This is a genomic window from uncultured Chloroflexus sp. (assembly GCF_937129525.1).
Taxonomy (GTDB): Bacteria; Chloroflexota; Chloroflexia; order Chloroflexales; family Chloroflexaceae; genus Chloroflexus.
Genome location: NZ_CAKZNK010000110.1, coordinates 1 through 12,066, shown reverse-complemented (window position 1 = coordinate 12,066; position 12,066 = coordinate 1). Strand labels below are relative to the sequence as shown.

General features: G+C 55.5%; 11 protein-coding genes. 4 read left to right on the top strand and 7 right to left on the bottom strand.

Going from position 1 to position 12,066, the window contains the following annotated elements; all coding sequences use genetic code 11:
* Positions 1 to 1,152, top strand: a 1,152-nt coding sequence (locus tag Q0650_RS14230) for a hypothetical protein (RefSeq protein ID WP_298820069.1), incomplete at its 5' end; no start/stop codon positions are given.
* Here the strand turns inward: Q0650_RS14230 and Q0650_RS14225 are convergent.
* The 6 genes from Q0650_RS14225 to Q0650_RS14200 all read right to left on the bottom strand — a co-directional run bounded on the left by Q0650_RS14225 (position 1,051) and on the right by Q0650_RS14200 (position 8,631).
* Positions 1,051 to 1,668 carry a formyltransferase family protein gene (locus tag Q0650_RS14225; RefSeq protein WP_298820067.1) on the bottom strand — a complete coding sequence of 206 codons (618 nt, stop codon included), beginning with the start codon at positions 1,666 to 1,668 and terminating at the stop codon, positions 1,051 to 1,053. The two genes, Q0650_RS14230 and Q0650_RS14225, sit on opposite strands and share 102 nt — an antisense overlap.
* Before the next feature lie 157 nt (positions 1,669 to 1,825).
* Complete coding sequence (locus Q0650_RS14220) at positions 1,826 to 3,751, bottom strand: peptidoglycan recognition family protein (RefSeq protein WP_298820065.1); 1,926 nt, start codon at positions 3,749 to 3,751, stop codon at positions 1,826 to 1,828.
* 19 nt (positions 3,752 to 3,770) lie between these two features.
* Entirely contained in the window at positions 3,771 to 4,730 is a 960-nt protein-coding gene (locus tag Q0650_RS14215; protein ID WP_298820064.1) for a TerC family protein, read from the bottom strand.
* 76 nt (positions 4,731 to 4,806) lie between these two features.
* Positions 4,807 to 6,816, bottom strand: coding sequence for a GAF domain-containing protein (locus Q0650_RS14210; RefSeq protein WP_298820062.1), 2,010 nt, complete (start codon positions 6,814 to 6,816; stop codon positions 4,807 to 4,809).
* A gap of 54 nt (positions 6,817 to 6,870) precedes the next feature.
* Complete coding sequence (locus Q0650_RS14205; RefSeq protein ID WP_298820060.1) at positions 6,871 to 7,662, bottom strand: ABC transporter permease subunit; 792 nt, start codon at positions 7,660 to 7,662, stop codon at positions 6,871 to 6,873.
* A gap of 33 nt (positions 7,663 to 7,695) precedes the next feature.
* Positions 7,696 to 8,631, bottom strand: coding sequence for an ABC transporter ATP-binding protein (locus Q0650_RS14200; RefSeq protein ID WP_298820058.1), 936 nt, complete (start codon positions 8,629 to 8,631; stop codon positions 7,696 to 7,698).
* Between the two features lie 141 nt (positions 8,632 to 8,772).
* Between Q0650_RS14200 and Q0650_RS14195 the strand changes: the two genes are divergently transcribed.
* Entirely contained in the window at positions 8,773 to 9,294 is a 522-nt protein-coding gene (locus tag Q0650_RS14195) for an adenine phosphoribosyltransferase (RefSeq protein ID WP_298820056.1), read from the top strand.
* On the opposite strand, the gene Q0650_RS14190 is transcribed toward Q0650_RS14195, so the two are convergent.
* A complete protein-coding gene (locus Q0650_RS14190; protein WP_298820054.1) occupies positions 9,281 to 9,481 on the bottom strand; it encodes a hypothetical protein in 201 nt (66 codons plus the stop codon). The genes Q0650_RS14195 and Q0650_RS14190 overlap by 14 nt on opposite strands.
* 349 nt (positions 9,482 to 9,830) lie before the next feature.
* Here Q0650_RS14190 and rho point away from each other — a divergent pair, with 349 nt between their 5' ends.
* Positions 9,831 to 11,087: a transcription termination factor Rho gene (rho, locus tag Q0650_RS14185; protein WP_298820071.1), complete on the top strand. Its 1,257-nt coding sequence runs from the start codon at positions 9,831 to 9,833 to the stop codon at positions 11,085 to 11,087.
* 75 nt (positions 11,088 to 11,162) lie between these two features.
* On the top strand, positions 11,163 to 12,066 hold a 904-nt coding region (locus Q0650_RS14180; RefSeq protein WP_298820052.1), incomplete at its 3' end, for a TIGR00266 family protein.

The following is a 12,066-nucleotide window of genomic DNA, read 5'->3' as shown; positions in this document are numbered from 1 at the left end:
AGTGGATCGATAGCGGCAATTGGCGCTTTGCTTGTTTCTTACGTTCGCCCCGAATACTTTGTCTCGTTCATTGTGTTTAGTCTTCTGCTACTGTTTCTCGTAGCGCATAATCTCCTCCGGCGAAAGAATACTTTCACATCATTGTGGCCGGCGATGATGGGTTTTCTTCTCGCAGTTCCACTTCTAGTTTTCGTTGGGCTGCCAATTGGCAACCGAAGTATGGTAGCTTTCGGACAACATTTCTCTGTCAATTGGGTATCATGGCATAAACATATGATAGATTTAGGTCCAGGTTCGATGTATCCATGGACTAACTGGCAAGATATAGTGTCCCGCAGTTTTGGCAATGTGAATAGCGTGCAAGAAGCTTTTCTTGCAAACCCAACAATTTTCCTGGTGCATGTTTTCTACAATCTACTGCGCTTGGCAAAAATTGTCCCAAACCTGTTAATGCCACAGTTTTCGCAGAATGCGTTGGAATATACAACATTGATTGGATTTGTTTCTTACATTCTGATTTTGAGTAGAAAAAGAAACAGACAAACAAGTCTTTATCAAAATTTGCATCAATATAAAACTATTCTACTGACAACAGCTATCTTTATGATACCAGGAATCATCTCTATTGCAATTATCTATCCAAGAGATCATTATCTGCTGATATTAGTCACCTTGACCATTATCGGCGTCATCACCATACTATTTGCAGATAGTTCAAATCAACGAGAACGCGACAATTATAAGACACTTTCTGCAATTCTGGCTATATCAGCAACGTTGTTATTTTTGTTCAGACCCTACCAGGAGCCGACAATCAGGTCCAATATCGAAACGATACGACTCATTCAAAGTCTTAATATTAGTCGTCCCGTAAACATGCTAGAGGCGCATGGCGGGTATGACGTTTATTTGGGCAGGAATTTCAATCGTGTTGCTGAGTATAGCAAAGGAACGAACTTTCACGAATTTAGATTGCGGAACAACATCAATATGATACTCGTATCCAACCCCCTGATTAGTGATACCAGGTTTGTCAGTGATAGAGAATGGCTAGATTTTCTGGAAAACCACGAAGAATTTGGCTATGTTCGGCGCGAAGTGCCTGGAACGGCATGGTACCTGCTTATACATACGAGTCTGATAAGCGAATAGCAGATACAAAAGAGCGGTTTTATCCTTCATTCGGTGATACGTCCCCTTACCTTGCTGCTTGTGACGATTGCAGCTCCCGGATCGAATATCCAACCAGTGTTCCTTGAAGAGTGCCTGTATTTCAGCCTGGAGCTTGTCGTAACTCGTTCGTAGCGTATCGGTCTCTGAGAAGGTAACTTTTCTTTGGGCAATGATGTCGCCCGTGTCCACACCTTCATCCAGGTAATGAATGGTAACCCCTTTTGGCGTGTCTTCGACAAAACTCCAGAAATTCGGATCTGCTCCCCGGTTCCAGGGTAAATAGGAGATGTGGAGATTGATGGCCCGGTTTTGATAGAGCGCGAGCACATCTTTTTTGATGATATGGCGGTACCCGTAGCTTACGATGAAATCAGGCGATAGAGCCATTACCAACGCCAGGTCAACAGGTTCCGTTGTAGCGATAACTTCCTCGCCGATAGATTTCAACCATTCAACTAACGGCGATTCGCCTGGGCCGAGGAATAAGATCGTCATAACAGCTCTCGCTCCGGCAGACTGATACACGCACATGTTTCCCGGTTTTTGATGGTATTGAATTCGCGCTTACCGGAAAGAGGGCGCCTGCTTGCCAGCCCTGACCTGAATCCGAGAATTGGGGCGGCAACCGGTCGCGCCGCCCCAACCAACCGACTCATTCCATTAACGCCTCGCGCAACGCGCCCAACGGCAAACCGGCGAGCGCCTCTTCGTCGCTCGCAGCCAGGCTTGACCAGAGCACAATCGCATCGGGATCAAGGCGGTAACGAGCATCAAGCTGGCGCAGCAACCAGCGTAACGCGCGCACCTGCGCATCGGTATCACCGGCATCACGCACTACCGGCCAGCCAGCCGGACGTTCGAGCGCAATCCCGATGCTTATTCGATTGAGGTTGTAGCGTATGCCGTTACCGGTGGCGAAACCGGCGTGCCAGGCCGCTTTCGTTTCATCAACCAATCGGTAGATGCGACCATCGAGGCCGATGAGGTAGTGAGTGGCAAAGCGAGCATTAAAATCGGTCATTGCCGCGATGGTTTCGGTCACGGTACCAGGAATGGCGTGGAGCACAACCATACTCACCGGTTCGCCACCACGGTCGCTGAACGCCTGCGCCGGCGGCGTAATCTGGATAATATTGAAACTTCCATCAGTTGGCGGTGTAATTGCCGATTTGGCAAAGACCGGCCCGGCAGGCATTGCTGCGCCGAGCACCGGCATGCCGTGCTGACGCGCCAGCTCACTCAACCGCTGCACCTCACTCCACTTCGGCACCACATTGTAGAGCACATCAAGCGCAAACGGTTGCAGGGCATAGGTCGTCTTTTCCAGGGTCATCTGGTAACTGCCGGCCAGCGGCACGCCAACTGCCCACTGGCGCGCCAGTTGATGAAAGGCCCAATCGGGGCGATAGGTTGTGCCGGCCTGCTTGTAGGTCTCGGTCAAGAGCGCATCGCGGAGTCGAACCGTCGCCGGATCGGTTGCGGCGCCGATCTGACTCAACTGGCGCACATCGCTCCAGTTGGGTACCAGGTTGTAGAGGGTATCAACGGCGAAGGCCTGATAAGCGTATTGTTTCCCATCAACCGTAATCTGAGCGCTCTTGCCAACCGGCGGGCCTAACTTGCGGGCCACGGCATACTGGTGAAACGCCCAATCGGGTCGGAAGGGCGAGCCACCCGCCTGATAGGTCGCTTCCAGCAAAGCCCGACCCAACCCGCCAGGAGGAATACTTCCGCCGAGTAAATCGCTCAGCGTCTTGACATCGCCCCAATTCGGCACCTCGCAGTAGAGCGTATCACGGGCGAAGGGCTGATAGTTATATTCTTTGCCGTCAACCTTGAGGCGAGCGCTCGGCCCCATGGGCATGCCGAGCTGATGTTCGAGCGCATACTGATGGAAGGCCCAGTCGGCATTGTATCCCTGCCCACCGGTCTTATGTTTATATCCCTCTTCGAGGAGCGCCTCGATCAGGCGTTCATCATCAGGGGCCGGCGTGCCGATCTGACCGGGGGGTGGCGACGGTGGCGGGGCAACATTATTGAGATACGCTTCCACCTGCGCCCACACCCATTCTTTCGTCACGGCCCAACCAGGACAACTCTTCTGGTTGGTGTAGTCACGGTGGAAGGAGATGAGCTGTCGGGGTGGAATCTTTAGCCGGCGCGACAGTTCGCCCATCACCGCCACCGAATGCTCCCACACCTTCCCGGATGGCAATACCCGGTCGAAATAGCCGACCATCTCCAGGCCGATGGAATACCATCCTTTCGCCAGCGATCCGTTGCCGGTGCCAGCGTGGATCCCGATCTGCGACATTGGCGTTGCCAGCCAGATCCCATCGGGGCCGGCAAAGATATGCGGCCCGGCGGTCCAGCCCTTGCCGGCATAAAACTTTTGAATCCCGCGCATCGTTGTCAGGCCGCGCCAGGTCGTCTCATCGGGCCGGTAGGTATGATGAAGCACCAGCCGACTCGGCGCAAGCTGACCGAAATCGTAGTTGGCGACATACTCACGCCATTCGGGAATGGTCAGCATACGATTAATGAATGGTGGCGAGCCTTCAGTGGGGAAATCGGGCATTGCGCAGCTCCTTCGCAGGCTAATCGGTCGCGGTAGCCAATCGTCGCGACCGGATAATCGACGCTACCACTGACACAAGCAACGTCACCACAATCACTGCCAGCGATACGGTGGTGGGAATATGCCAGCCGTGGCCACCCAGGAACCAGCCGGTGACCAGTGGTGTCAGCATCTTGACACCGATGAACGATAAGATGATCGCCAGGCCAAAGCGCAGATAGTGAAACGATGCAAACATGCTGGCGAGCAAAAAGTATAGTGACCTGAGACCGAGAATTGCGCAGATATTAGAGGTATAGACGATAAATGGATCGTGAGTGATCCCGAAAATAGCCGGAATAGAGTCGATTGCAAAGAGCAGATCGGTGCTCTCGACAATCAAGAGCACCAGGAAGAGCGGGGTCGCGCTCAACCGTCCGGCTTCGCGGACAAAAAACCGGTCGCCACGCAGCTCTGGCGTGATCGGCACAATCCGGCGAGCCACGGCGGCGAACAGATTCCGTTGTGGATCGACCTCTGGATCGTCATCGTGAAACATCAGGCGCGCGCCGGTCATCAGCAAGAAGATTCCAAACAGGTAGAGAATCCAGTCAAATTGCTCGATCAGCGCCGCGCCGAGGAGGATCATCGAGCCACGCATGATGAGTGCGCCGAGAATACCCCAAAAGAGGACGCGATGCTGGTACTGTGGCGGCACGCGAAAATAATTGAAGAGCAAGACAAAGACAAAGATATTGTCAACACTGAGCGAATATTCCACCAGATAGCCGGAGAGAAAGTTGAGCGCATCATCCGGGCCGCGCCAGAGCCAGATCAAACCATTGAAGGCCAGCGAAAGCGACACCCAGACCAGCGTCCAGACTCCAGCCTCGCGCGCCGAGACACGGTGAGAACGGCGATGGAAGACCCCCAGATCGAGCGCCAGCACCACAAAGACGATTGCATGGAAGCCGATCCATGCCCAGACAGTGGTATCCACAAAAACTCCTTGACATTATGGGGAGCGATGCCAAACCCCACAATGTCTCAACAAACCTGCGCGAGCAACGATAGCGTCACAAATCAATCCGATCCTCTTCGATCATGCGTTGGGGAAACCGCAATCTGGCCCGCATCCAACCGGCTTCTTCGTCACGGATCAGGCTGAACGAGCCGTTCAGATCACTCTTAACCAGCGTTTCGATAATCTGAAGACCCAGGCCGCTGCTCGAACGCGACGAGGAAGGTGGTGGCGGTGGATGGCGCGGGCCATCATCGCGCACCTCAATAAGCACATGGCCCTGCTCAAGCACCGCCTCGATCTCGATCCGGCCACCTTCAGCCGCCAGGCCATGGGTCAAAGCATTATCGATCAACTCATTGATGACCAGCGCCAGCACGGTTGCGTCGCGCGAACCGATCCGCACCTCGCCACCCAGAATGGAAAATTCAACGCGCAGATCCGAGTCGAGCAGCGGCGTCTGCACGTGTTCTACCACCTGTCGCGCAACTGCGCAGACGGTCGTCACCCCAACGTCATCGCTCGACAGCAGGTTGTGGATAGCCGCAATCGCCTGAATGCGGGCCGCGCTTTCGCGAAGGGCTTTGGCGCCAGGACTGGCCGGATCGAGGCGGCGCAACTGCATAGCGAGCAACGCGGCAATAGTCTGGAGGTTATTGCGCACGCGATGATGCATCTCTTTGAGGAGCGCCGACTTGACGCGCAAGGCGCGCAGGCTCTCTTCGTAGAGACGGGCATTCTCAATCGCGATTGCCGCTTCATCGGCAAAGGTATTGAGCAAGCGCACCTGTTCATAATCGAACAGATGCGGTTCGCGCCGGTAAAGACAAATCCCGCCAATCGTGCGCCCACGAGCGCGCAGCGGCATACAGAAGAGGGCGTGGAAATCTTCGCGCCGGGCAACTTCAGGCAACTGGGGAAAGCGGGCATCCTGGTACGCATTCATCACTGCCAGTGGCCGACCATCGCGCACTGTCTGAATGATCAGATCGCGCACGCCATCACCTTCGCCACCATAACTGGCAACCATCTTCAGATGCCCATCTTCACCCACCTGAAAGATCGCAGCGCGATCGACCTTAGCGAGATCGACAGCCTTTTCGGCGATCAGACTCAGCACATCGTGCAGACCGATCTGCTCGGCAATCGACTTGGACACCTGCTGCAAAGTGGTCAACTCACGCAACTTCTGATGCAGGCGTTCATCGGTCTGCTGGTAGAGCTGGGCATTGGCGATAAAAAAGGCCAATTCGCCGGCAGCCATTTCAACGAACGAAATCTCTTCCTGGGTGAAATCACGCGGCGCAATCGTCTGCACCGTGATCACGCCTTGCAGCTTATCGGCGCTAAACTGGAACCGTTCAGCGGAAAACAGCACAATTGGCACGGCCAGCATCGAACGAAAGATCTCTTCGCCAAGCTGCGGCTCACGATGGTAACGAGGATCTTTGTACACATCACTCACCGCGACCGGATAGCCAAGCTGCGCTGCCCAGCCGGTCACTCCCTCGCCGAGGCGAGCCACCACCTGTCCAACTGCGGCCCGATTGAGGCCGTGCGTTGCGCGCAAGACGAGATCGTCGCGATGTTTATCGTAGAGATAAATCGAACAGACCTCGACATTCATGACCTGCGCGACCGTTTCAACCACTGTTTGCAGCGAAGTATCGAGATCGAGGGTGGAATTGGCCGCAGAGATGATGCGGTGAAGGCCATCGAGTTCAGCGGCGCGCGCGACCAGGCGCGCCTCCCATTCGCGGGTGCGCTGTTCTTCTTGCGCCGCGCCGAAGGCAAGCAACAATTCGCTAACCACCACGCCCTGGGCCATCGGTATTCGGGCGGCGAGGTGCAAGCCGAGTTCTGTTAAGACCTCGGCCAGACCGCCGCAGGCATGCCATTCGGCGCCGATCTGGCGCAACAGACTCAACCGCGCAGCCGGGTCAGACGGCTGCTCGAGAGCATCGATCAACATCCCAATTGACGGGATCGTCTCACGCACAGCGCCGATCAGGTCAGGCGGCTGCGATGTCAACACCTCATACATTGGCAGGGTTGTCGCGCTCATAGGGCCACCCTCAATGAACGTTTAGGTCAATTATACCCCCTCACGCAAGTGTAGTCAGCGCCAGCGCGTCAAAATTGTCTCGCGCTGAAACAGCCGCGTAGCCAGCCAGAGCAGAATAGCGGCGAGGAGTAACAACCCGGCAGAGAACGTAAGCGCCACCAGCGAATTTAAGACGAATAAGCCGAGTATCTGGCCAAAGAAGAGCAACATCACCGGCACGACCAGCACACCGGCAATCTGCTGCGCGCTGCGCGGATCGTTGACGCGCGATGAGATCATCACCGTAAGCGACACCGAAATGAGCGCCAGGAGTGGACTGGCCAGCAAGAGCATGACGATCCAGCCTTGATGCAGCACCAGTGCAGGCACAACCGGATCGACAACGACCACAACCATCCCGACGGCAAACAACAGCGCACAGAGCCATGTTAGCGCAATACCAGGGATGATCGCAGCCAGCACTTTGCCCAACAGTAACTCACCCACCGAGATAGGCGCCGCCAGTAGCGGTTCGAGCGTGCGTCGATTCTTCTCGCCAACGATGCTATACGAAGCCAGCACATTGGGAATGACCATTGGCAACAACAAAAAGAGGGTCGCAAACTGTCGGCCAAAGATCACTTGCGCCAGCGCTTCGAGGCCCAGATCGGCCAGCGCCGGGTCGATTGCCGCTGCCGGGATGTCAGCCGTATCGGGGTCACTCACCAACCCCATAGCGAAGATCAGGCCGAGCGAAAAGATGGGCAACAGCAACGGCGGCAACAACATGCTGAGCAGCAACCCGCGTGAGCGACGCAGCTCGAGCCACTCTTTGCCGATCAGCACGATGATACGTTCCCAATTCACCGTAGCCCTCCTTTCGATTACATCCCAGCCGGATCAAGCTGCCACTGCCGACTCATCATGCAACAGCTCCAAATATACCGCCTCCAGCGAGGGCGTAAATGGTTCCAGATAACAGATGTCGGCACCGGTAGCGACCAGGGCGCGCACCAGTGTTGGATTATTCCGCTCTGGATCGGTCAGACGCACCAACAGCGCCCGTTCCTCAGCCACAACCTCACTCACAAACGGCAATTGCTGCACCAGTGGCACCAGTGGCGCTGCCGGCCCAGCCAGCACGATCCGCGCGCTCTGACCGAACAAGCGCGCGCGCAGGTTGGTCGGGGTATCGAGCGAAATGAGGCGGGTACGGAACACCCCAATCAAATCGCACAATTCATCGGCCTCGGCCAGATTATGAGTGGTCAGAAAGATTGTGCGACCGTCGGCGCGCAATGTCTTGATGACATGGCGCACGGCGCGCGCTGCCGCCGGATCCAGGCCGGCGGTTGGTTCATCGAGAAACACAATCGTCGGATCGTGCAGCAACGCGCGCGCGATAGCCAGCTTCTGGCGCATCCCCTTGGAAAAGCCACCAACCGGATCATTCCGTCGTTCCCACAGCTCGAAGAGCCGCAGGTAATGAGCGGCGCGTTCGGCGGCGCGATCGGCAGTAAGACCATACAGCCGACCAAAAAAGATGAGATTTTCGAGCGCGGTCAGCGAGTCGTAAAGGCCGGGAGTTTCGGTAAGGATACCAACTGTAGCGCGCACATGAGCAGCCTGGGATTGGACATCATAGCCGGCGACACGCGCCGAACCACTCGAGGGGGCAATGAGCGCGCACAGCATGCGCACTGTCGTGGTCTTCCCGGCTCCATTTGGTCCCAGAAAACCGAAGATAGCTCCGGCAGGAATCGCCAGATCGAGATCGGCTACCGCGACAAGGGTATCAAACTGGCGACCAAGACGATGACATTCAATTGCGTACATAACCTGATCCGTTACAATGATAGGCGTATCAACAATAAAACGAATTGATTTCGTGAAATGTTTCACGTCAATTCCGCCACAAAAACCCTTGAGTTCTCTATAATAGCCGGTGTACCGGTATCTGTCTACCACGGAGGGTCTATGGCGCAGCAGGATTTAGCCAGTCTCATCCGGAACATTCCTGACTTTCCGATCCCTGGCATCCAGTTCAAGGACATTACGACGTTGATCGGCAATGGGCCAGCGTTTAGCGAGGTCATCGATCGCCTACACGAACGGTACCGTGATCAGCAGATTGACGCAGTGGTTGGTATCGAATCGCGCGGTTTTATCTTTAGTGCGCCACTGGCGTATCGTCTTGGCGTGGGGCTGGTACCCATCCGCAAACCGGGCAAATTACCTGCAGCAACGTACCAGATCGAATATCAGTTGGAATATGGCACCAACAAGCTCGAGATCCACCGCGACGCCTTCCCAACCGGAGCGCGCGTGCTGGTGATCGATGATCTTCTGGCTACCGGTGGCACAATTGCAGCGGCGTGCGATCTGATCAGCATGGCCGGCGGTCAGGTTGCCGAGCTGGCCTTTGTGATTGAACTGACCTTTCTGAACGGACGTGAACGGTTGCGCAACCACAACGTTTTCTCGCTCATTCAATTTTAGGCTTGCCGGCTACACTGCGATCGACGCGCCAGCCAGTAGCATCACACCATGGCCGGCAAGCCCGACCATCGGCGCCAATCGACACATAATGCCTGCGCAGATGGGCTGTTGCGCGCGCCAGCGGCGACATTCCGTCTGCGCAGGCTGGAAACCGGTCAGTCGGGGTATCACGTGATGCGGCAAACACATCGTCAATACCACGAGCAAGCCATATTTCCGTCTTGCCTCGATCTTGACATACGTGTTATACTAAGCTCAAATCCCGGATACAACCATATCGCAGCGCCTTGTGACTCTCGCGCCGCTGGCGCTACGGTAGTTCTCCCCATTTTCACATCGCCAAACAGGCGGCACGCATAGTGACCGGCTCACTGATTATGCTGGCGCAAGAGATACATCTCATTGATCTATTTGCTATGTCCTGATTTCATTCTACATTGGTGCGCGCGATCCGCGTGGCCGCCGGATCATGCGCATCTTCTGAATCGCGTCTACCATAACCCTCATCGTTGTTGCTTCAAGGAGTATCTATCGTGATGACGGTGGCCGAATTAGAAACGAAAACGCTCGCCGATTTGCGCGAGATGGCGCGCAAACTTGATATTTCGGGCATTAGCACTCTGAAGAAACGAGAATTAATCGACAAATTGATCCAGGCTCAAACGATTGAGCAAGCTATCGATACCGGCACAATTTACAGTGACGGCATTCTGGACATTATGCCGGAAGGTTTTGGCTTTTTACGCGGCAATCGAATGCTTCCCAGCCCGGAAGACGTATACGTTTCTCAATCGCAGATCCGCAGATTTGCGCTGCGCAGTGGCGATCAGATTTGGGGTCAGATCCGACCACCGAAAGAGAATGAACGGTATTACTCACTCTTGCGGGTTGAGAAGATCAACGAACAAGACCCTGAAACGGCGCGTCAACGACCGCTATTTGATCAATTAACTCCGATCTTTCCCAACGAACAGATCAAGTTAGAAACTGAACCGAACCTCTTGCATACGAGGCTGGTCGATTTGATCGCGCCGATTGGGCGCGGGCAGCGCGGTCTGATTGTTTCGCCACCTAAAGCCGGTAAGACGATGCTGCTCAAGGCGATTGCCAATGGCATTACGACCAATTACCCCGATATTCACCTGATGGTGCTGCTGATCGGCGAACGACCAGAAGAGGTGACCGATATGCGGCGCTCGGTGCGGGGTGAGGTCATCTCATCTACCTTCGACGAGCCGGTAGAAAACCACACTAAGGTTGCCGAGATGACCCTCGAACGGGCCAAACGCCTGGTTGAGATCGGGCGCGATGTCGTAATCTTGATGGACTCGATCACCCGCCTGGCCCGCGCTTACAACGTGGCAATGCCGCCAAGCGGACGCACCCTCTCCGGTGGTATCGATCCGGTCGCGCTCTACCCGCCCAAGCGCTTCTTCGGCGCAGCGCGCAATATCGAGAACGGCGGTTCGCTGACGATCATTGCGACCTGCCTGATTGACACCGGTTCGCGCATGGACGATGTGATCTATGAGGAGTTTAAGGGTACCGGCAATATGGAGCTCCATCTAGATCGCAAGCTGGCCGAAAAACGCATCTTTCCCGCCATCGACATTCAGCGTTCAGGCACGCGCCGCGAGGATCTTTTGCTCGGCCCAGAGACGCTACGACAGGTGTGGACATTACGCCGCATGGTAAGCATGCTCGGCGACAACGATGGCACTGAGTTGATGCTAACCCGGATGGCGAAGACAAAGTCGAACGCCGAATTTTTGCAAACGCTCAGCAAAGGCTGAACGCACGAAACTTTTGGCGCTCCGGCTACGTAGATTGTGATGTTAGAGCAGCAGATGAGGTAAGGAGGTTTACGTATGACTTGTCCGCAATGCGGCTCTGCAGTGACGCCAGGAGCGCGTTTTTGCACCAACTGCGGCTATCGATTGACGCCGACGACACCACCGAGCAGTCCGGCGGCGGCGCCGTCACTCATTCCACCTTCCGGGGAAGCGGCCAGCATGGCCGATGTGTACGATAATCGTCCCGGTGAACGGCTTGATCTTCCCGAACCACCGATTGTGGGCACCGGTATCGGCGCCAGCGGTCTCCGCTACAAGATCATCGGCACCACAATGCAGGCAGTCATTCTCGAAGTGCCTGCCGGTCAGACCGTCTTCTCGGAACGGGGAGGCATGAGCTGGATGAGCGCCAATGTCCAAATGCAAACCAACATGGAAGGGGGGCTTGGCGGGGCGTTCAAGCGCATGTTCTCAGGCGAGTCGATCTTTATGGTCAACTTCACGCCACAAGGCGGGCCGGGAATTATCGGCTTTTCCGCCGAGTTTCCGGGCAAGATCGTGCCGCTCAACCTTGGGCCAGGGCAGACGATGATCTGTCAGAAAGACGCGTTTATGTGCGCCGAGCGCAGCGTCTCGCTCGACATTCACTTCCGCCGCAAACTGGGGGCCGGTTTCTTTGGCGGTGAAGGCTTCATTATGCAGAAACTCACCGGTCCTGGGCTGGCTTTTGTGGAGCTTGACGGCGAAATTGTCGAGTACACGCTCGAAGTCAATCAGATGTTGAAGGTTGACACCGGTCACGTGGCGATGTACGAGCCGACCGTGCAATTCGATGTCGAGATGGTACGCGGCTTTAAGAACATCCTGTTTGGCGGTGAAGGTTTGTTCCTGACGACGCTACGCGGCCCGGGCCGGGTCTGGCTGCAGACGATGCCGGCGATGAATCTGGCCAAGAAGCTGGCGCAGTATATGCCGACAA

What these genes read in the sequence shown, in the direction of transcription:
- Q0650_RS14220 (WP_298820065.1), bottom strand. Translation starts at nt 3,751, where the DNA reads ATGCCCGATTTCCCCACTGAAGGCTCGCCACCATTCATTAATCGTATG.
- rho (WP_298820071.1), top strand. Translation starts at nt 9,831, where the DNA reads ATGACGGTGGCCGAATTAGAAACGAAAACGCTCGCCGATTTGCGCGAG.
- Q0650_RS14200 (WP_298820058.1), bottom strand. Translation starts at nt 8,631, where the DNA reads ATGTACGCAATTGAATGTCATCGTCTTGGTCGCCAGTTTGATACCCTT.
- Q0650_RS14225 (WP_298820067.1), bottom strand. Translation starts at nt 1,668, where the DNA reads ATGACGATCTTATTCCTCGGCCCAGGCGAATCGCCGTTAGTTGAATGG.
- Q0650_RS14210 (WP_298820062.1), bottom strand. Translation starts at nt 6,816, where the DNA reads ATGAGCGCGACAACCCTGCCAATGTATGAGGTGTTGACATCGCAGCCG.
- Q0650_RS14195 (WP_298820056.1), top strand. Translation starts at nt 8,773, where the DNA reads ATGGCGCAGCAGGATTTAGCCAGTCTCATCCGGAACATTCCTGACTTT.